Annotated in this window: 19 protein-coding genes; 11 read left to right on the forward strand and 8 right to left on the reverse strand. The window is 45.3% G+C overall.

Annotation, left to right across the window (positions count from 1 at the left end; translation table 11 throughout):
- Window positions 1-3: 3 nt before the first annotated feature.
- Window positions 4-1008 carry a galactofuranose ABC transporter, permease protein YjfF gene (yjfF, locus tag L3V23_RS15810; RefSeq protein WP_102966489.1) on the forward strand — a complete coding sequence of 335 codons (1005 nt, stop codon included), beginning with the start codon at window positions 4-6 and terminating at the stop codon, window positions 1006-1008.
- An 82-nt stretch (window positions 1009-1090) separates the two neighbouring features.
- On the opposite strand, the gene L3V23_RS15815 is transcribed toward yjfF, so the two are convergent.
- Window positions 1091-3448, reverse strand: a complete 2358-nt coding sequence (locus L3V23_RS15815; protein WP_102966490.1) for a fatty acid cis/trans isomerase — start codon at window positions 3446-3448, stop codon at window positions 1091-1093.
- 321 nt (window positions 3449-3769) lie between these two features.
- Between L3V23_RS15815 and L3V23_RS15820 the strand changes: the two genes are divergently transcribed.
- Window positions 3770-4138, forward strand: coding sequence for a PilZ domain-containing protein (locus L3V23_RS15820; protein WP_102966491.1), 369 nt, complete (start codon window positions 3770-3772; stop codon window positions 4136-4138).
- A 55-nt stretch (window positions 4139-4193) separates the two neighbouring features.
- On the opposite strand, the gene L3V23_RS15825 is transcribed toward L3V23_RS15820, so the two are convergent.
- The 3 genes from L3V23_RS15825 to ftnA all read right to left on the reverse strand — a co-directional run bounded on the left by L3V23_RS15825 (window position 4194) and on the right by ftnA (window position 6499).
- Window positions 4194-5381 (reverse strand): NAD(P)/FAD-dependent oxidoreductase, encoded by a 1188-nt coding sequence (locus L3V23_RS15825; protein ID WP_102966492.1) that lies wholly within the window; start codon window positions 5379-5381, stop codon window positions 4194-4196.
- A gap of 190 nt (window positions 5382-5571) precedes the next feature.
- Complete coding sequence (gene uspB / locus L3V23_RS15830; protein ID WP_102941474.1) at window positions 5572-5895, reverse strand: universal stress protein UspB; 324 nt, start codon at window positions 5893-5895, stop codon at window positions 5572-5574.
- Window positions 5896-5971: 76 nt separating this feature from the next.
- On the reverse strand, window positions 5972-6499 hold the full coding sequence (gene ftnA, locus L3V23_RS15835; protein ID WP_042490073.1) for a non-heme ferritin: 528 nt from the start codon (window positions 6497-6499) through the stop codon (window positions 5972-5974).
- A gap of 179 nt (window positions 6500-6678) precedes the next feature.
- Here ftnA and uspA point away from each other — a divergent pair, with 179 nt between their 5' ends.
- Window positions 6679-7104: a universal stress protein UspA gene (uspA, locus tag L3V23_RS15840; RefSeq protein ID WP_042490075.1), complete on the forward strand. Its 426-nt coding sequence runs from the start codon at window positions 6679-6681 to the stop codon at window positions 7102-7104.
- Window positions 7105-7171: 67 nt separating this feature from the next.
- A complete protein-coding gene (locus L3V23_RS15845) occupies window positions 7172-8059 on the forward strand; it encodes a carboxylate/amino acid/amine transporter (RefSeq protein WP_102941472.1) in 888 nt (295 codons plus the stop codon).
- Between the two features lie 84 nt (window positions 8060-8143).
- On the opposite strand, the gene L3V23_RS15850 is transcribed toward L3V23_RS15845, so the two are convergent.
- Together L3V23_RS15850 and L3V23_RS15855 are read right to left on the reverse strand one after the other, a co-directional pair.
- Window positions 8144-8539 (reverse strand): hypothetical protein, encoded by a 396-nt coding sequence (locus tag L3V23_RS15850; RefSeq protein WP_102966493.1) that lies wholly within the window; start codon window positions 8537-8539, stop codon window positions 8144-8146.
- A 96-nt stretch (window positions 8540-8635) separates the two neighbouring features.
- Entirely contained in the window at window positions 8636-9424 is a 789-nt protein-coding gene (locus L3V23_RS15855) for a class I SAM-dependent methyltransferase (protein WP_102954565.1), read from the reverse strand.
- A 124-nt stretch (window positions 9425-9548) separates the two neighbouring features.
- Here L3V23_RS15855 and asnC point away from each other — a divergent pair, with 124 nt between their 5' ends.
- Window positions 9549-10013: a transcriptional regulator AsnC gene (gene asnC, locus L3V23_RS15860; protein WP_042490084.1), complete on the forward strand. Its 465-nt coding sequence runs from the start codon at window positions 9549-9551 to the stop codon at window positions 10011-10013.
- Between the two features lie 84 nt (window positions 10014-10097).
- On the opposite strand, the gene L3V23_RS15865 is transcribed toward asnC, so the two are convergent.
- Together L3V23_RS15865 and L3V23_RS15870 are read right to left on the reverse strand one after the other, a co-directional pair.
- Window positions 10098-10379 carry a hypothetical protein gene (locus tag L3V23_RS15865; RefSeq protein WP_042490086.1) on the reverse strand — a complete coding sequence of 94 codons (282 nt, stop codon included), beginning with the start codon at window positions 10377-10379 and terminating at the stop codon, window positions 10098-10100.
- Between the two features lie 164 nt (window positions 10380-10543).
- The gene (locus L3V23_RS15870) at window positions 10544-11701 is read right to left on the reverse strand and encodes a multidrug effflux MFS transporter (protein ID WP_102966509.1); all 1158 of its coding nucleotides are present in this window, start codon (window positions 11699-11701) and stop codon (window positions 10544-10546) included.
- A 157-nt stretch (window positions 11702-11858) separates the two neighbouring features.
- Here L3V23_RS15870 and L3V23_RS15875 point away from each other — a divergent pair, with 157 nt between their 5' ends.
- From L3V23_RS15875 to L3V23_RS15900, 6 genes are all read left to right on the forward strand, one after another.
- A complete protein-coding gene (locus L3V23_RS15875) occupies window positions 11859-12800 on the forward strand; it encodes a LysR substrate-binding domain-containing protein (protein ID WP_102941469.1) in 942 nt (313 codons plus the stop codon).
- A 179-nt stretch (window positions 12801-12979) separates the two neighbouring features.
- Window positions 12980-14767 carry an aminopeptidase P family protein gene (locus L3V23_RS15880; RefSeq protein WP_102966494.1) on the forward strand — a complete coding sequence of 596 codons (1788 nt, stop codon included), beginning with the start codon at window positions 12980-12982 and terminating at the stop codon, window positions 14765-14767.
- Window positions 14768-15032: 265 nt separating this feature from the next.
- Window positions 15033-15635, forward strand: a complete 603-nt coding sequence (betI, locus tag L3V23_RS15885) for a transcriptional regulator BetI (RefSeq protein ID WP_042490095.1) — start codon at window positions 15033-15035, stop codon at window positions 15633-15635.
- Window positions 15636-15643: 8 nt separating this feature from the next.
- The gene (gene betB, locus L3V23_RS15890; RefSeq protein WP_102966495.1) at window positions 15644-17104 is read left to right on the forward strand and encodes a betaine-aldehyde dehydrogenase; all 1461 of its coding nucleotides are present in this window, start codon (window positions 15644-15646) and stop codon (window positions 17102-17104) included.
- 9 nt (window positions 17105-17113) lie between these two features.
- Complete coding sequence (gene betA / locus L3V23_RS15895; RefSeq protein ID WP_102966496.1) at window positions 17114-18835, forward strand: choline dehydrogenase; 1722 nt, start codon at window positions 17114-17116, stop codon at window positions 18833-18835.
- Between the two features lie 11 nt (window positions 18836-18846).
- On the forward strand, window positions 18847-19776 hold the full coding sequence (locus L3V23_RS15900; RefSeq protein WP_042490101.1) for a choline ABC transporter substrate-binding protein: 930 nt from the start codon (window positions 18847-18849) through the stop codon (window positions 19774-19776).
- Window positions 19777-19799 lie beyond the last annotated feature (23 nt).

A 19799-nucleotide genomic window follows, 5' to 3' on the forward strand; every position in this document is an offset into this window, starting at 1 on the left:
ATCATGGTAAAACGTAACTTTCCTCTGTTTATCACCATCGCAGTGTTCCTGATTGGCTACGCGTTTTGCATGGTAGAGTTCCCTGCCTTCATTAGCACTCGGGTGATTTGTAACATTCTGACGGATAATGCCTTCTTAGGCATACTCGCCGTTGGTATGACTTTCGTCATCCTCTCTGGTGGTATTGACCTGTCAGTGGGTTCGGTAGTCGCGTTTACCGGTATCTTCCTCGCCACGGTGATAGGTGAATGGGGCGTTCACCCTTTCACAGCCATTATCATGGTATTGGTGATGGGCTCATTGTTTGGCGGTTTAATGGGCTGGATTATCGATACCTTAAAAATACCAGCCTTTATCGTCACTCTGGCTGGTATGTTCTTTCTGCGCGGAGTGAGCTTTTTAATCTCAGAGCAATCCATTCCAATTGAGCACCCTATCTATCGTGAGATGTCTCGATTTTCATGGCACATCATCGGCGGTGGTCGATTAAGCTTGTTGGCCGTGGTGATGCTTGTCGTCGTTGCGATCGGGATGCTTGTGGCTCACCGCACCCGTTTTGGTAACAACGTGTACGCGATTGGCGGTAATGCGACTTCTGCGGGTTTGATGGGGATTCCGGTGAAACGCACCACAATCGGTATCTACATGCTTTCCACTTTCTTAGCCACCTGTGCAGGCATTGTGTTCTCTATCTACACCTCTGCGGGCTATCCGCTCGCTGCTGTCGGTGTTGAGCTGGATGCCATTGCTGCTGTGGTTATCGGTGGCACTTTGCTATCCGGCGGTGTCGGCACTGTGTTTGGCTCGTTATTTGGCGTGCTTATCCAAGGACTTATCCAAACCTACATTACTTTCGACGGCACGTTGAGCTCTTGGTGGACCAAAATCATCGTCGGTATTTTGCTGTTCAGCTTTATCGCTCTGCAACGTCTGCTGATCATCATGAGCGAACGCCGCAAAGTGGTGAATACCAGCCGGATAGGCTCACTGGCAACCGGAGATTCTTAGTTATCTTCGACTTAGAAGCATCTTTATCCCAGAGTTAAAAGCAAAGAAGCCAGTCGTATGACTGGCTTCCTTTCGTTGTGGATTATCGGTTCTCAAACCGGTTGTAATCCAGTAAGCCAAATTCAATCGGCTGATCTTGCTTATACCACTGATGAACTTTATCACTGAACGACCAGAAATCTGGTGAACTACGACGAACCGCAAACCGATCCAGTAGCTGAACATAACTCTCTTCACCATCCAGTGTTTTCAAACGTGCCACCAGCTCAGGAATTTCCGTTTCTTTAAGCGACAGATAGGCTGCCGGATAACTGCCCAGAACACCTCTTACCAAGGTTAACGTATCGTTTTCTGGAACTCGGTTGTTCTCTTCATCAAACAAGCTGGAAATATTGCTGTGAGCGTTGTTGTGGATCAGAGTAAACAGTTGCGACTCGCCCGACTTGGATTCAATCATCAGCATCATTAACTGAGGGATCGGTAGGATGCCCTCTCCCTTAATATAATTGATGCTGTTAAGTGCATATTCATGATCAGCGGTAAACCCAGTATCAACGATGTCATATCGCTGGCTAAGTACTGGCTGGACATGTTCGCGTAGCTTATCAAACAGCTCTGATTTCGGGTCATCCGTGGTGTACTCGATATTACTCGGCTCATCAAATGGCTTCACGTTACGCAATAGAAACTCGGTGAAATACGCACTTTGATCCTGATACCAGCTCGACAGTTCCTCGTGTCGTGTTTTCTGTGGCAGTAAGGTAACGAAGTTGCTTTCACCTTCTAAGCGCAAGAAATCCATGAACATACGGGTCACGAGCTGATGACCGAAGTTTCCATAGACATCAAAGCCCGCCACCAGCAAATAATGAATGCGCTCAAGCAAAGCGTAATCTAGCACCCAAGCGGTTTTTGGTTTTCGCCCTACCAAACCTTGCGCCACAGAGGCACTGTCAAAGTGACGGAAAATGGTTAACGCAGCATTGGGGTTAGTACCATCACCAGACCAAATCAAATCCGTCGTCACGTAGCGGCCATCTTTAAATTGCTTAGCAGTGAACTCAGATTTCTCTTCCAGATAACGAGCTTGCTGCTTGGCATAGCTAATCCAAGTAGAAATTGGGTTGATGGTGTCCTCACGCTCCGCCGGTAGTTTTAAGTTATCCGCTTGAGAACGGTAAAACTCGTTGACCTCAGTAATGTCGGCTTTGTCTGGGTCTAAGAAGAAGATCCAAAAATCATCATTGATAACGTTTAGCGCCAGTTGGCCTCGGCAGACCGGACCTTTAATAAACGCCATGACGGTATTCTGAGCGTTATCCAATAAGAAACGATAACGAGCATTGACGGGTAAATCGATAAAGGCCGTCATCGGATTAGCCGCAACCGAAGGCTCGTAACTTGGCAGTTCGTTAATCTTGTAGTCCGCATCGATAAACCAAGCTTTCCAATCGTGGATACGCTTCTTATTCAAGGCGTAAGGCATATGGGTTTTATCAACGATTGTGCCTTGCTCAGGGATAATACGATAGTAAACGCGGTCAACTTGGGGATCATCATATGGACGACGAGTTGCAATGCGTTTAACAGGCTCACCCGGCGGAGTTGCAGAACGAACAAGCGTAAAGAAACGCGGAGTTTTCTCATTCAGATCAGAGAAATATAAATGGAATAAGAACAAATGCTCATAGATATAGCGAGCCGCTAACTGGTTCTTCTTACCGTCGGCATTTAACAGTGTTTCGTAGTTATCAACTAGGGTCTGTTGCGATGTTGTCAGCGGTATGTGTTCATTCATCTGAGCGCCGTTTTCCAACCATGCCATCAGCTTGTTGTACTCACTCTTATTGAGGTTTGGCATGCCAAAAGGCATTCCCCAGTCAGGGTAATCCTGCTGGTAAGCTTCATGCTCTTCTAATGTCGGACATTGCTGCTCTCGATAAATCGAAAAATCGAACCCTTCCAGCTGATCTTGCTGCTGCTGAGGGTGTAACTCTTTTTGTTTTAGTAGTCTTGCCACCAAACCCGCTTCAAGGTTTGCCCGTGTGATTTGGTCTCGTTCATTCAGCACAGGATGAAAGCCCAAATCACGCCACTCTTGGGTTGTTTGAGCATCTTCAAACAGGCGAGTTGGCGTTGCCGCGCTTAAACGCGTCCCTTCATAAACTTGGGTTTTACTTGCACCGCGATCAATCCCTTCCACCGATGAGAGTTTCAACTGACAAGGTGCGTCATAGCAGGCATGACAAACCACACAGCGGTTATCGATGATGGGTTTCACCTCTTGCATAAAATACTGAGCTTGAGGCGAGTCTAAAGCCACCTGACGCTCTCGAACTTCAGGTGCACCAAACAGTTCATCGTAGTTAAGCCCAGCATAAGTGGCACAACCAGAGAAAACTAATACCAAAAAGACAAAAAAGAGTTTTCGTAAATTCATATAGTTATATGTTTATGTAAACCAACGTTAATTAAAGTAGAGAGTACTATATTTTCAATATACAAACGAAAATACCATGTGAAATCTATCTTTCTGACTACGCTCTGTCGCTATTTATTACACAAATCATTTTTACTTAAGGCAATTGAATGAAATAATCATTCGCGATGTTGTCAAACATCCTAAATAACGACTGATTGATAGAGAACTCGCTTCGAAAAATCAGGAAAAGTAGATAAACTTTAACTAACTGAGCAGAGAAAAATGTTCTGCTGCGTCTTTACCTAATTTTGAAGAGTGGCTAAAGCCAAATTAACTAAGATGACGAATCACACTGAGCAAAGACAATATTTTCGTCTAAGTTACAAGACCAAAGTCGCCATGCCTACATTCCGAGTTCAAAGCAAAGAATTTAAAGTCAGCGAAATTTCGGAACAGGGCATGCGTGTGATTGTGCGTGATACTTCATTGTTTAGTCCCAACGACACTGTTGAAGGTGAAATTCTTCTCAATGCCTTCGACACCAATATTCCAGTTAAAGGTAAAGTACTGAGAACGGTCGGTAATGAAGTGATTTTCCTGCTATCGGAAGGCCTGTCATTCAAAGAAATGATTGGCGAGCAAAGGTATATGCGTAAGCACCATCCCAACGTGTTTCCCAAGAACTCTCAACTGGTAGAGAACAAATAAACCCCGCAATTCACTGAATAACACTCTGCGGGGTTTAAATATTTCAACAGCGATTTTATACGTTCAGCCCAGCAACATAGCCGCTTGACCATGCCCATTGGAAGTTATAACCACCGAGCCAGCCAGTCACATCCATCACTTCACCAACGAAATACAGACCTTTAATGTCTTTGCATTCCATCGTTTTAGAAGAAAGAACATCGGTGTCCACGCCGCCAAGAGTCACTTCAGCTGTTCGATAGCCTTCTGTTCCGTTTGGTACCACACGCCACTGTTCTAAAGTCTCTCTTATTGCTTCCAGCTCTTTCGGATTGAACTGTTTGAGAGGTTTGTCTACCAGCAACTTACGTTCGATAAACACTTCCACTAAACGCTTAGGCAGGACGCGAGCTAAGGTGTTTTTGAGTGTCTGGTTCGGGTGCTTTTCTCGGGAACGAGTTAATAGTTCATCAACATCGACTTCAGGCACTAAGTTAATGGTAACCGCTTGTCCCGGCTTCCAGTACGAAGAAACCTGCAACACCGAAGGGCCAGATAAGCCGCGATGGGTAAACAGCAGCGCTTCTTTAAAGCTTTTCCCGCATTCTGCCTGAATTTCAGCAGGAACAGCGATACCCGAAAGCTCCGCTAATGCGTCTTTGTCTTCAACATGCAGGGTAAATGGTACTAAGCCTGCTGTAGTTGAAATAACTGGCAAACCAAACTGCTCAGCAATCTTGTAGCCAAACGGTGTGGCTCCTAGCTTTGGCATTGAAAGACCACCGGTTGCCACAACCAAAGACTCACACTCAATGTCGCCCTGTGTGGTGTGCAACAAGAAACCTTGTTCGGTTTTTTGAATATCGAGCGTCTCGACTTGATAGCGCTGACTAATGTTCGGAAGGTCGCACTCTTCAAGCAGCATTTTTACGATGTCTTTCGCTGAGTCTAAACAGAAAAGTTGGCCATGAGATCGCTCTTCAAACTCAATACCATACTTACTCACCATCGAGATGAAATCCCAGTTGGTATACTGCGAAAGCGCCGATTTCACGAAGTGCGGATTGCGGCAAAGGTAGTTTTGAGCCGAGACATCGTAGTTGGTGAAGTTGCAGCGACCACCACCGGAGATAAGAATCTTACGTCCTGGTTTTTTCGCATGATCAATCACCATCACACGGCGTCCACGTTTTCCGGCTTGAGCAGCACACATTAGGCCAGCCGCTCCGGCGCCTATGATGACAACATCTACTTTTTCACTCATGACTCATACCAATGCCAGTAATCAGAACTCTACCCGTCTAGAACTATGTTATTAGCAAGAACAGGCAATAAAAAAGGACGTACAGCGGTACGTCCTCACTCACTTGAAGCGGCATTTTAACGGTAAACGTTCACTCTTACCAATGCGTTTATCCAATACTCCTATTCTTCAAAAAAGCACAGAAGTTCTCCTAGAGCATAAACGCAACCACAGAGGTAAACACCACGAGAGACGAAGAGAGAATGAAAAGCTCACGCACACGATCACACTTGCCAGTAAACACTTCATCGTGGTGATGAAGGTACTCTTTACTTTTCAAGTAGTGATATAGGCGAACCTGCTTAGACATGTTGCCATGTGTGGTGAAAAACCCCCGTCCATCGACTTGTTGGTAAAGCAACGGGTGAGCTTCTCGCATGATATAAATCAGAGCTCGCAGCGCGGTAAGGTATCTTGCTACGTTAATACCAGTAACAATCATTAGCGCTAGTAGAATGGTATCTCCACTGATCATCTTTTCCTCCCTACATCCAAAGTAAGAGGGCTACCCGGAGAAAAAGACGATCGTGTTCAGAGTCTTTTTACTGCAATTAAGCAGCAGGGGCATCCATTACCGAAGATGAGCCTTTTTGTGCCAAAGCAGCTAGATCTTTGTCGATAAAGAACAACGCTTTACCATCTTCACCAACCAGTTCTAGCTTGTCTAAAATCCCTTTAAACAACTTCTCTTCTTCATGTTGCTCCGCAACGTACCACTGAAGGAAGTTAAATGTTGAGTAGTCTTGCGATGTGAATGCCGCATGAGCCAATTTGTTGATTTTTTCTGTAATCATTTGCTCATGTTCGTAGGTTTCACGGAACACATCACCTAAGCTTGCAAAGTTATGTCGAGGAGCCTCAATCGCGCCTAAAATCGGCAGTGAGCCTGTTTCGCTGACATAAGTAAACAGTCTTTGCATGTGCTGCATTTCTTCAGCTGCATGAACTCTTAAAAACTCAGCTGCTCCTTCGAATCCTTTATCTTCACACCAAGCACTCATTTGTAAGTATAGATTGGATGAGAAAAATTCGAGGTTAATTTGATCATTCAATTGATCAACCATCGTTTGTGAAAGCATAAAACGCTCCTAAATCATTGTGCAAACTGGAAGTCACTATAACACGATCATTAGTATTTGTTAGTTTGAGCCACCCTCTCATTCAATATGGATATGAGATCATCATGGCAAAAATGTTTCTAACTAGGTGCTAAAGTTTAATTAACCTAACTTGAGGACAATTAAATGGAGAAGGCATCATGAGCTATAAACACATCTTAGTAGCTGTTGACCTATCTGAAGATAGCAAATTGCTGGTAGAAAAAGCCGTTGCACTCGCGACACCTCTCAATGCTGCTGTCTCGTTTATCCATATCGACGTCAACTATGCCGAACTGTATACCGGACTAATTGATATCAATTTGGCGGAAACTCAGCATCACGCAATGGAAGCATCGCAAACTCAGTTAAAAGAACTGGCAGATCATGCCAATTACCCGATTAACCACACTTTAGTAGGCAGTGGAGACTTGAGTAATGAGCTTTGTGACACCATCAATGAGTTCAATATTGACCTTGTGGTTTGTGGCCATCACCAAGATTTTTGGAGCAAGTTACTCTCCTCAACAAGACAGCTCATAAATTGTTCACCTGTCGACATGTTGGTAGTACCACTTAATGACTGACGAGCAATAATAAATCAGATAGACTGCGGATAATTTCCAACATCCACTTATAGAAATATCCGGGATTATGTTTTATTTATCTGCAGTTACCCTACTTTGGGCATTTTCATTTAGCCTGATCGGCGTTTATCTGGCGGGTCAGGTTGACTCTTGGTTCTCAGTGTTCATGCGCGTTGCACTGGCAAGCGTTGTCTTCCTGCCGTTTTTGAAATTCAAGCAAGTACCAAAAAAACTGATTGTTCAGCTAATGTCTATCGGTGGTATCCAACTTGGATTGATGTATTGCTTCTATTACCAATCGTTTTTACTGCTCTCTGTTCCAGAAGTATTACTGTTTACCGTATTCACACCTATTTACGTCACTTTGATTTACGATTTGCTTAAAGCACGTTTCTCTCCGTGGTATCTGGTTACAGCCGCTATCGCAGTAGCGGGTGCGGTGTTCATTAAGTTTGCTGGCATCAATGAGAACTTCGTGATTGGCTTCTTTGTTGTACAAGGTGCCAACCTCTGTTTTGCAATCGGTCAGGTGGCTTATAAATATGTTATGGAAAACCAAAGCGTAGAGCTTCCTCAGCGCACGGTGTTTGGTTATTTCTACTTAGGCGCACTGGTTGTGGCAACCGTAGCGTTCGCGCTGTTAGGTAACCCAGCGAAGCTACCAACTACCTCACTACAATGGGGCATTCTGATTTACCTTGGTGTGATTGCATCTGGTCTGGGTTATTTCGTGTGGAACAAGGGCGCGTGTTTGGTTAATGCGGGTGCATTGGCGATCATGAATAACGCTTTGGTTCCAGCAGGTTTAATCGTCAATATCGTTATTTGGAACCGCGATGTGGATGTCGCTCGTCTGACTATTGGCGGCATCATCATTTTGTTCTCACTGTGGGTTAACGAAACTTGGGTGAAACGTAAAGTTGCTCAAAGCTACAAAGAAGCCGAAAGCGCTTAATCACAGGTAAGAAAGAATCGCATAGCAAAACGCCCATCAGGTTAAGCCGATGGGCGTTTTTGTATTTGAGGCTTTAAGTAGCCGTTAGTGATACTGGGAAGTAAGTGAATACTCACTGCTTGTTGCCTGATTTAACTTGGCAAATTTCAACTGCAGAGCTTGCTGTTTCTTGGCAAGCTTGCGTTGTTTCTTCAGCACTTTTTCCAGTTTCTTTTGATACTTTTTCTGCGCTTTTAGCGTTTTCTTAGCAACTTTTAACGCCGCTTTGCTGCTCTTATCAACACTCTTGTCAACGGTAGTACTTTCTTTCGCAACCGGAGCATTCACAGAAAAAGCCTGAGGTTTGCACAATCTCTTTTTGTCGGAAGATGAACGAGCGCACGAGCGACATAAGTACTTAGGTGCAGCAACGATTCGATGAATATCTGACAACGAAGCAGTGATATCGTGACGACTTAATTTACATAAACGCTGAGCCATAAATACAACCAAACAAAAATGATAATGATTCTTGGTTATATATAACCCTCTGCTAATAAAAAGGCAAGCCTACTATTCGTCAGATGTCTTCGCCTGTTATTTTTCGCCCGTCATCGCTGCAATCACATAAACATCAAAGCGGTTCTTTTTGGTTTCTATTGCCATACTTGGCTTTTGCTCTGCCAGCCAATTTGCGTAATCAGGACGCTTCACCACCACTCGTTTAGTCGCAAGTTGCAATGCGGGTTCTAATAGCGCGTCAGCGTCGTTATCTGCGCCAACAAGAGATTGGAATACGCGCATCTCTTTCTTAACCAAAGCGCTTTTCTTTTTGTTCTCAGGATGCGGATACATAGGATCGAGATACACCACATCTGGGCGAACGAAGCTTTCGTCATTGGCTAATTTATTGAGAGCATCGTGACTGGATGCGTGCAGTAGCGTCACGCGCTCTGATACCCAACCACCAATTTCACTGTCCTGCTTGGCTCGATTTAATCCATCATCCAACAATGCCGCAACCACAGGATGACGCTCCACCATTTGTACTTTGCAGCCCAAAGAGGCTAAAACAAATGCATCTCGGCCTAAACCAGCCGTCCCATCCAGCACCGTAGGTGTGGCACCTTTATTGAGCCCTGCAGCTTTTGCAATGGATTGACCTTTACCGCCACCAAACTTACGACGATGCGCCACCGCCCCGGTGACCCAATCAACGAAGATGGCTCCCAGCTTAGGTTCATCGACTTTACGCAGTTCTAATTGCTCGCTGGTGAGTACCAGCGCAAAAACGCTTTCATCACTGTGTGTAAGCTTCCAGCGTGTTGCTATTTCATCAAGCTCAGAAGCGCGTTCAGGGGCTTCACAAATCAGTTGTAGCTGCAAAGTGTCATTCCATAATGAGTTTCAAAAATCGCTGCCAGTGTAGCGGATTTTCATCAGAAACCTAAGGTTTCAGTGTGATAAGATGCGGAAGAATCTTCGTTGAATAAGTGAACTAGGAACCTGTATGCAAGTCGCCTCTACAAAGCTCGACGAGCTTGATCGCGCTATTCTGAAAATCTTAATGGATGATGCACGTACGCCCTATGCAGAAATGGCGAAGCAATTTAATGTCAGCCCTGCCACTATTCACGTACGCATCGAAAAAATGAAAGCTGCGGATATCATTCAAGGCACTGAAGTTGTCGTGAATACCAAAAAGCTCGGCTATGACGTGTGCTGTTTTATTGGTATTAACCTGAAAGCCGCGCGTGATTACCATTCTGCACTGGAAAAGCTCAATGCTCTTGATGAAGTGGTTGAAGCTTACTACACCACCGGTGCTTACAGTATTTTCGTTAAGTTGATGTGCCGTTCAATTGAAGAACTGCAGTTTGTATTGATCGACAAGTTGCAGGCGATTGACGAAGTTCAGTCAACAGAAACGCTGATCTCGCTACAAAACCCGATCAACCGTAATGTGATTCCTTAAATCGACGCTAAAAGCTAGCAAGTTCAAAAAGCAGAAAAGACAAAAAACCCAAGTTTCAAACTTGGGTTCTTGTTATAGCATCAATTATTTTTTCAGGTAGTTCATCAGCTCTTCTGCTGAGATACCTTGTTGCGCTAATTGCTTAGCCAGCAAATCGACTTGCTCGCCTTTACGCGAATCTATCACTTGTTGAAATTGATAAACGAGATCGCGCAGAACTGGTAGTGGGACTTGTTTAGCAGCACTACGTACACGTTCACTGCTTTGATTACCTAACTCATTAAGTAACTTACCAAACATCACTTTTTCAGGTGATTCTTCTAACTGCTCGAGAATACGAGCCATTTCATAGGTAGTTAGGGACACTGTATTTCGATTCCAAGACGCTATTTCTAATGATAGTGAGCGAAATAATATACACCTGTTACCCTGATTAGAAAATAGCACGTCAGACTATTTACAAAACCTTGTAACTCTTCACTATTTCTTTGAGTGAACGACGTTGCTATTTCCTATTCCTGCCAACCACATCACTGAAATGCTAAGCGATGCCACTCTTTGCCCGCTTTAGACAGCAAAATAATCAGCGCAGGGGCAATAATCAACATTTGAAGTGCAATCATCATCTGCGGTTCAAGCTCTAAACGTTGTAGCGTACCTACAACAAGACCAGCACCACTCATCTGGAACAAACCCAACAGTGCCGCGGCTGTGCCCGCTTTGTCGCCAAACGGAGCCAGTGCTTTACCCGCAGCTGAACCCAGAATCCAAGCAAAACCTACCGATGAGAAGAAGATTGGCAGCATAAAGGCTAAAGCCGTGCCTTGAGACTTCATTCCTACCATCAGACCACCAGCCACTAATAACATCACGATTCCAGAGAACAGAATTTTATGTGTTCCCCATTTGTCCATCAACTTAGGAGCAGACAAACAAGCCGCGATGTTAACCACAGCGTTAATGCCAAACCAGAAAGTAAACTCATTCATGGTTAAGCCTAAGTTTTCCATCAAAACCACAGGGGCTGAAGTGACATAAGCCAAGATAACCGCCATCGCCAGCATACAAAGCGAAGCATGGAACAAAAATGAAGGGACTTTTAACACAGACCAATAACGCGCCAGCTTAAACACGGCTTGCTTTTCAGTACTTGGATTGGTCTCTTTCATACGAATCAACAACCAGAATCCAACGAATACACCAAAGCCTGCCATAAAGCTAAAGTTAGAACGCCAGCCAAATTGCTGTGTTAACCAGCTTCCCAGAATAGGCGCTAACGCCGGAATAAAGCAAATAGCACCATTAAGGTAGCTGATCATCTTGCCACTGCGCTCAGGGCCAAAGATATCGCGAACTGTCGCAAAGGCTGCTACAGACGTTGCACACGCACCCAATCCTTGTAGCAAACGAGACATTAACATCCACTCAATACTCTGAGCGCCCCACGCCAATAAAGCGCTCAAGATGTAGATGCTAACGCCAGCCAATGCAACAGTTCGACGTCCGAGTTTATCCGCCAAAGGGCCAGCAAACAGTTGCCCGACACCCATAGCAAATAAGAACCAAGTAATCGTATCTTGAGCTAAGGCATGTTCCACGTGAAACGCTTGCGAGATTTGTGGCAACGCAGGCAAGTAAATATCGATTGCCAACGGGCTAAACAGTACCAACAAAGTCAGCAGAATCATTTGCTGTTTGCTTTGCACAGAAGACTCTTTCACAGAAGAAGTTACGCTCAAAATAGGTTCCAAAAATTGAATAACAAAGAGCGTGCATGATAGAAGAATGCTGTTATTCGAACAAATGGCTTATAATCATCAGTAATATTCCTCAATGGAAAATCACATGAACATTGATAAATTAGCGCGAATAGATCTTAACTTGCTTGTTTGTTTACAAGTTCTTGGAGAGGAACTTAGCGTTACACGCGCTTCGAGCCGGCTGCATCTGAGTCAGTCTGCGGTCAGTAAGTCGCTGGCGAAACTACGCGAACAATTCGATGATCCACTTTTCATCCGAACCTCCCATGGCCTAAAACCGACACCAAAAATGTTGTTTTTAAAGCCTAAATTGGAAACCTTGGTTGATCAGCTAGAGCTGATTACTCAGCCAGAGCAGTTTTCGCCTCAGTCGAGTGAATACCGATTCCATATTGCGGCTGTCGAAAGTGTCTACCCATTAATCCTGCCCCACTTTTTGCCAGCGATATTCATGCAGGGCCCAAATCTCAATATCAGTACCCACTCTTGGACAGACCAAACCTTCAAAAAGCTGCAAATGGGCGAGCTCGATATTGGTATCACAGGCAAAGACATCGACATCAACGATGCTAAGTTAACCATGCTTCCACCAAAGGATATCTGCGAGCAAGAGATCTATCGCGATTCACAAATGTGTGTCGTTCGACGAGATCACCCTGTTCTAAAACAGCCATGGAATTTGGAACGCTATCTAACCCTTCGACATGTACAAGTTCGCTGTGATGGCAGTGACCGCTGGCTGTTGGACTACCGCTTGGCTGACTTAGGCTATCAGCGTGATATTGCGATTACCGTCCCCGACTTTAACAGTGCCGCCAGTTTATGCAGCTACACAGACTTTGTGTTTACCGCGCCTAGCCATTTCACGCATCTGGTCGCCAAACATCTCGATTTGGTGGTGCTGCCACTGCCTCTTGAGTTCCCTCCAATGGCTTATACGCTGTTCTGGCACAGAGACAGAGAAAACGACCCGGCACTCTCTTGGTTAAGGCAAATCATTCAGACGAAAACCTTACATTTGCGTTAAACAAATGCCCTATAACACTATTGATAAGATTAAGTTCAGCACATTTGCACACTCACTACAAAACGAGTAGCTTATCGGTTCACGTCCTGCACTACATAGATAGGCAAAGTGGGTATATCAAGAGAACGGATATATCGGCATCAGCTGAACAAAAGGACAATTATTAGGAGAATAGCAAGATGTACCAATCCATCTCCCAGCGTGTAACAGAACTTCGCAACTGGTTAACACGTAACGGTTTAGACGCACTCATTATTCCTCATGAAGATGAGTATCTTGGCGAATACGTACCAGAACACAACGAACGATTACATTGGTTAACTGGATTTACTGGTTCAGCGGGTGCCGCTGTGATTACTCAAACCTCGGCAGCCATTTTTGTTGATGGCCGCTATACCGTTCAGGTTCGCAAGCAGGTTCCACAAGAACTGTTTGAGTACCGTCACCTGATTGAAGAACCGTATTTAGATTGGCTACAAAGTCATTTGCCTACAGGTAGCAAAGTGGGCTACGACCCAAGAATGCACCGTGCGAGTTGGTTGACTGCGACTCAAAGCAAACTTGCCGGTGAACTAGAATTAGTTACAACCGAAGGCAATGCTATTGACCAACTATGGCATGATCGCCCTGCTCCTGTTGTCTCTGATATGCGTTTAATGAGTGATGAGCTGGTTGGTGTAAACAGCGCGACAAAACGTCAGCGTATTGCAGACATCTTGCGTTCTAAAAAAGCAGATAGCGCAGTGCTGACAGAATTAGATTCTATCTGTTGGCTGCTGAATATTCGTGGTCTAGACGTATCACGCTTACCGGTATTGCTATCGCACGCGATTGTTCATGCTGACGCAAGTGTCGACTTCTTCCTCGACCCAGCTCGATTAGCCGAAGGCTTTGAGAATCACGTTGGTGCAGGTGTACGAGTTCATCATCCAGATACGCTGCAAACAGAACTGGAGAAACTTTCAGGTAAGAAAGTGATTGTAGACCCAGCCACCAGCAACGCTTGGTTCACACTGACACTGCAGAATGTCAACGCTGAACTCATTAAAGACGCCGATCCTTGCTTGTTACCAAAAGCCGCAAAAAACGCGACCGAAATTAAAGGCATGAAAGCGTGTCATGTTCGCGATGGTGCTGCAATGGCAAAATTCCTATCTTGGCTAGACAGCGAAGTGGCGGCTGGCAAACTGCATAACGAAGCGCAACTGGCTGATAAGCTTCAAGCATTCCGCGAGCTTGACCCAACATTAGCAGACCTGAGCTTTGACACCATTTCAGCAGCAACCACGAATGCAGCTATGTGTCACTACAACCACATGAACCAACCAGAGCCAGGTAAGCTAGAAATGAACACGCTTTACCTTGTTGATTCAGGTGGCCAATATACTGATGGTACAACCGACATCACCCGTACCATTGCGATTGGTGAAGTCAGTGACGAAATGAAGCAACAGTTCACCTTGGTTCTAAAAGGTCATATTGCTTTGGCTAAAGCTCGATTCCCGAAAGGCACTTGTGGCCACCAACTTGATGTTTTAGCCCGCCAACATTTATGGGCAAACGGCTACGATTATGATCACGGTACAGGTCACGGTGTTGGTCACTTCCTCAGTGTTCACGAAGGGCCTCAACGTATTAGTAAAGTGTTTAACAACGTTGCCTTGCTACCTGGCATGGTGTTGTCGAACGAACCGGGTTACTACCGAGCTGACGGCTTTGGTATTCGTATCGAAAACTTAGAATTGGTTGTAGAAGTCGAAACCCAAGGCGACTTCCATGTTCATGGCTTCGAATCACTCACTCGCTGCCCTATTGATGTTCGCGCTATCAATGTCAACATGCTGACAAAACCTGAACTTAACTGGCTGAATGACTACCACCAAAAAGTGTGGGACGACGTTAGCCCTCTAGTTGAAGGTGATGTTAAGCAGTGGCTAAAACAGGCAACTCAGCCAATCGCCCATTAATAACAATTCATTTACTTTTAAATCAATCCCTTAGTGAGAAATCACTAAGGGATTTTTTATTTCTAACTCGTTAATCAACAAAACAATCCTACTCTAATCATTTAATAATTTTTTAAATCATATAAACAACTGATTTTAATTAAATTAAACACAAAACCAAAACAAAACCATACAAAAACCCCCGTAATTTAATTTGAGATCTAACGATTATTTTGTTTAACTTATATTTAACTAATCGTTCAATTAAAAAAATTAAGGAGTGATTGTGCCTAAAGTTGGAATGCCTAGCATACGCAAACCACAACTCGTCAATGCCACTATGACAGTGATTGAACGTGTCGGTTTACACGCAGCAAGCATCGCATTAATTAGTCGCGAAGCAGGTGTATCCACAGGCATCATCAATCACTACTTTGGCGGTAAACATGGCTTGCTTGAAGAAACCATGCGAGCAATCTTGCGCGAGCACTCTGAAACGGTAATGCAATTGCTGTCCGCGATTCCTAAGCACCAACATCAAAAGCGTATCCATGCAATTGTTGAAGCCAACTTCTCCGATTTCCAAGCATCCAACAAGGTTGCAAAAACATGGTTGGCATTCTGGTCTTACTCAATGCATGACTCGCAACTTCACCGCTTGCAACGCGTGAACGAAAAGCGACTCCTTTCTCACCTCACAATCGAACTCAAAGCCCTATTACCTCATCAACAGGTTAAGCAGGTTGCACAAGGTATTGCCGCACTGATTGACGGTCTTTGGCTACGCGGCGCAATGAACCAAGAAGGTATCAACGCTCAACAGGCGCGTGCATTAATTGGCGATTACTTAGAACTACAACTGGCGCAACACGCGCTAACAACTCGTTAGGTCTTCAAATGGAAAAAGCATCACTTTATATCGATGGTCGCTATCAACAGGCGTCATCGGGCGAAACTTTTATTAGCTATAACCCTGCAACCGGTGAACCTTTGGCCACTCTTGGTCAGGCTAGTGAACAAGATGTTCAGGCGGCGGTAGATTCTGCCAAGCGTGGTTTTGCTGTTTGGTCGGCAATGACAGCCGTAGAACGAAGCAGAATTCTGCTAAAAGCGGTGGCAATCCTTAGAGAACGAAACGATGAACTGGCACTTCTAGAAGTATTGGATACCGGTAAACCAATCCAAGAAGCCAATTGCGTTGATATTGTGACTGGCGCAGATGTTATTGAATACTTTGCTGGTCTTGCACCTGCTCTTCAGGGCGAACAACAATCGCTTTCCGAAAGCCAGTTCTTTTATACACGTAAAGAACCACTAGGCATTTGTGCTGGTATCGGCGCTTGGAACTACCCAATTCAGATTGCCATGTGGAAGTCAGCGCCCGCTCTTGCTGCAGGTAACGCTATGATATTCAAACCTTCAGAAGAGACACCGCTGACCGCACTCAAGCTGGCTGAAATCTTTACTGAAGCGGGCGTACCTGATGGCGTATTTAACGTTGTTCAAGGTGATGGTCGTGTTGGCCAAATGCTGACAGCTCACCCAGACATCGCAAAAGTATCATTCACCGGTGAAACGGGTACTGGCAAAGCGGTAATGTCTGCCAGCGCCCAAAGTCTGAAATCCGTCACTATGGAACTGGGCGGCAAATCTCCCCTGATTATTTTTGACGACGCAAAGTTAGACCAAGCCGTATCAGGTGCAATGACCGCTAACTTCTACACCCAAGGCGAAGTGTGTACTAACGGTACTCGTGTTTTCGTTCATGAAAATATCTATGGCGACTTCATCGCTCAACTAAAAGCCCGCACGGAAAAACTGATCGTAGGCGATCCCCAAGATCCGAATACTCAAGTGGGTGCTCTTATCTCTAAAGAGCATTTAGCGAAGGTTCTTGAAGCCATCGAAAGCGCAAAAAACAGCGGAGCTAAATTGCTAACCGGCGGCTATCAAGTCACTGAGGGAGAGTTAGCCAAAGGTAACTTTGTTGCTCCCACCGTGTTTGTTGATTGCCAAGACGACATGAATTTCGTCCAGAAGGAAATCTTTGGTCCGGTCATGGCTGTGATTAAGTTTAGCGATGAAGACGAAGCGATTAAGCGAGCCAATGCGACCAACTATGGTCTTGCCGCTGGCGTATTTACACAGAATATCTCCCGCGCACACCGAGTAATCCACCAGCTGCAAGCGGGTATCTGCTGGATTAACACTTGGGGTGATTCTCCTGCTCCTATGCCTGTAGGTGGCTACAAACTCTCTGGCGTTGGCCGTGAGAACGGTATTGAAACCTTAAGCCACTACACACAAACAAAAAGCATCCTGATTGAGCTGGATGACTATGTTGGAGCTTACGAGTAAGGAAGAATGATGAAACAACACTTTGATTATATTGTTATCGGTGCTGGTTCAGCAGGCTGTGTTTTGGCTGATCGCCTAACTGAAAGTGGCGAGCATTCTGTTTTGTTACTGGAAGCCGGAGGCAGCGATAAAAGCATTTTCATCCAAATGCCAACTGCTCTCTCATACCCTATGAATACACCTAAGTATGCATGGCAATTTGAATCTGTAGAAGAACCGGGATTAGATGGCCGCCAACTGCACTGCCCTCGAGGAAAAGTGCTCGGTGGTAGTTCATCAATCAACGGTATGGTTTACGTTCGTGGGCATGCTTGCGACTTTGATGAATGGCAACAACACGGAGCTAACGGCTGGGATTACGCGTCTTGCTTACCTTACTTCAAGAAAGCTGAAAGCTGGATTCATGGCGGCGATCAGTACCGTGGCGATCAAGGCCCGTTAGCCACTTGTAATGGTAACGATATGGAATTGAACCCGCTCTATCAGGCATTTATTGATGCCGGAGAAGAAGCCGGTTATCCAACGACAAACGATTACAACGGTTACCAGCAAGAAGGCTTCGGCCCGATGCATATGACGGTGGATAAAGGCGTACGAGCTTCGACTTCGAACGCTTACCTGCGCCGAGCGTTGAAACGCCCGAACCTGACTCTGCTTAAGAATGTGCTGACACGTAAAATTGTTATCGAAAACGGCAAAGCAATAGGTGTGGAGTTTGAACATAAAGGTCAGATCCAAACCGTATTTTCAAACAAAGAAGTGATTTCTAGTGCTGGCTCTATTGGATCAGTACAGTTGTTACAGTTATCTGGTATTGGCCCGCGCGATGTGCTGGAAAACGCGGGTGTCGAAGTAAAACATGAACTACCCGGTGTAGGTCAGAATCTGCAGGATCACTTGGAAGTCTACTTCCAGTATCGCTGCGAAGAGCCTATCACATTAAACAGCAAGCTAGGCCTTATCAGTAAAGGGATGATAGGCGCTGAATGGCTGCTTACCAAGCGCGGCCTAGGTGCGACAAATCATTTCGAATCTTGTGCGTTCATACGCTCTCGCGTAGGCTTAAAGTGGCCAAACATTCAATACCACTTCTTACCAGCAGCCATGCGGTATGACGGCCGTACAGCGTTTGACGGACACGGTTTCCAAGTACACGTTGGTCCTAACAAACCACTGAGTCGCGGTCAGGTCTGGATTCGTTCAAATGACCCAGCAGACAAACCAGGCATTTTGTTCCGTTATTTATCAGAGCAGCAAGATATTCAGGATTGGCGTGACTGTATCCGCTTAACCCGCGAGATCTTGGCTCAACCTGCGTTAGATAAATACCGTGGTGATGAAATTCAACCGGGGTTCCATATCTCTTCAGATGAAGAGATCGATGCGTGGGTTAAGCAGAATGTAGAAAGTGCTTACCACCCCTCTTGTAGCTGTAAAATGGGCGCAGACGACGACCCAATGGCAGTGCTCGACAACGAATGTCGCGTACGCGGTGTGCAATCACTGCGAGTGGTGGACTCATCGATTTTCCCAACCATTCCTAACGGTAACCTTAACGCTCCAACCATCATGGTTGCTGAGCGAGCGGCAGACATCATCTTAGGTAAAACTCTTCTTCCTCGTGAGCAAGCACCTGTGTGGATCGCAGAAAACTGGCAAAAAGACCAGCGCGAAAACGCACCACGACGCTCATTGGACTCACTTCAATCTTCGGAAATGAAAGATCAATAAGGAAATAAAACATGCGTAAAGTCATCACTCTTGCAGCAGCAACTATGCTGTCGTTCAACACCTATGCAAACACTTGTGAAACGGTTCGTTTCGCTGATGTCGGCTGGACAGACATCACAGCAACTACCGCTGTCACAACCGAACTGTTAAAAGGCTTGGGCTACCAAACCAAAACTGACCTACTTTCAGTACCGGTTACCTACTCCTCTATGGCCAATGGCGATATCGACGTTTTTCTAGGTAACTGGATGCCAACAATGGAAGGCGATATTGCCAAATATCGTGATGCAGGAACGGTCGAAACTATTCGCGCCAACCTTGAAGGCGCGAAATACACCCTAGCCGTCCCTAAATATGTTTATGACGCAGGCGTAACGTCATTTGCTGACATTGCAAAGCATGCTGATCAATTCAAAGACCGCATTTACGGTATCGAACCTGGTAACGATGGTAACCGACTCATTCAATCAATGATTGATAGCAACGCATTCGACCTTAAAGGTTTCAAACTGGTTGAGTCGAGTGAAGCGGGTATGGTTTCTCAGGTTAAGCGTGCCGTTCGCCGCAACGAATGGATTGCATTCCTCGGTTGGGCGCCACACCCAATGAACAGCAATGTTGAGATGGAATATCTGGCGGGTGGTGATGACTACTTCGGCCCTAACTACGGCGGTGCGAACGTTTATACCAACGTACGCAAAGACTACGTAGCACAGTGCCCGAACGTGGGTCAGTTACTTAACAACCTGTCATTCAGCCTTGATATGGAAAACGTTCTGATGGAAGCCATTCTTAATGAAAAGAAACAGCCATCAAAAGCGGCTCAGGAATGGCTGCGTGCTAACCCAGAAGCTATCGAGCAGTGGTTACAGAAAGTCACTACTAAAGACGGTAAACCAGCGATAGAAGCGGTAACCGCATATTTGAACAAAGACGCTTAACAAGCGGTTGGCGGGGCTAAATG

Origin of the sequence: Vibrio sp. A1-b2 (genome assembly GCF_021726015.1) — a bacterium.
Taxonomy (GTDB): domain Bacteria; phylum Pseudomonadota; class Gammaproteobacteria; order Enterobacterales; family Vibrionaceae; genus Vibrio; species Vibrio diazotrophicus.

What these genes read in the sequence shown, in the direction of transcription:
- L3V23_RS15875 (WP_102941469.1), top strand. Translation starts at nt 11,859, where the DNA reads ATGAACATTGATAAATTAGCGCGAATAGATCTTAACTTGCTTGTTTGT.
- L3V23_RS15815 (WP_102966490.1), bottom strand. Translation starts at nt 3,448, where the DNA reads ATGAATTTACGAAAACTCTTTTTTGTCTTTTTGGTATTAGTTTTCTCT.
- L3V23_RS15900 (WP_042490101.1), top strand. Translation starts at nt 18,847, where the DNA reads ATGCGTAAAGTCATCACTCTTGCAGCAGCAACTATGCTGTCGTTCAAC.
- L3V23_RS15850 (WP_102966493.1), bottom strand. Translation starts at nt 8,539, where the DNA reads ATGGCTCAGCGTTTATGTAAATTAAGTCGTCACGATATCACTGCTTCG.
- betA (WP_102966496.1), top strand. Translation starts at nt 17,114, where the DNA reads ATGAAACAACACTTTGATTATATTGTTATCGGTGCTGGTTCAGCAGGC.
- asnC (WP_042490084.1), top strand. Translation starts at nt 9,549, where the DNA reads ATGCAAGTCGCCTCTACAAAGCTCGACGAGCTTGATCGCGCTATTCTG.
- betB (WP_102966495.1), top strand. Translation starts at nt 15,644, where the DNA reads ATGGAAAAAGCATCACTTTATATCGATGGTCGCTATCAACAGGCGTCA.
- L3V23_RS15845 (WP_102941472.1), top strand. Translation starts at nt 7,172, where the DNA reads ATGTTTTATTTATCTGCAGTTACCCTACTTTGGGCATTTTCATTTAGC.
- uspA (WP_042490075.1), top strand. Translation starts at nt 6,679, where the DNA reads ATGAGCTATAAACACATCTTAGTAGCTGTTGACCTATCTGAAGATAGC.
- L3V23_RS15825 (WP_102966492.1), bottom strand. Translation starts at nt 5,381, where the DNA reads ATGAGTGAAAAAGTAGATGTTGTCATCATAGGCGCCGGAGCGGCTGGC.
- yjfF (WP_102966489.1), top strand. Translation starts at nt 4, where the DNA reads ATGGTAAAACGTAACTTTCCTCTGTTTATCACCATCGCAGTGTTCCTG.
- uspB (WP_102941474.1), bottom strand. Translation starts at nt 5,895, where the DNA reads ATGATCAGTGGAGATACCATTCTACTAGCGCTAATGATTGTTACTGGT.
- L3V23_RS15820 (WP_102966491.1), top strand. Translation starts at nt 3,770, where the DNA reads ATGACGAATCACACTGAGCAAAGACAATATTTTCGTCTAAGTTACAAG.
- ftnA (WP_042490073.1), bottom strand. Translation starts at nt 6,499, where the DNA reads ATGCTTTCACAAACGATGGTTGATCAATTGAATGATCAAATTAACCTC.
- L3V23_RS15880 (WP_102966494.1), top strand. Translation starts at nt 12,980, where the DNA reads ATGTACCAATCCATCTCCCAGCGTGTAACAGAACTTCGCAACTGGTTA.
- L3V23_RS15870 (WP_102966509.1), bottom strand. Translation starts at nt 11,701, where the DNA reads ATGATTCTGCTGACTTTGTTGGTACTGTTTAGCCCGTTGGCAATCGAT.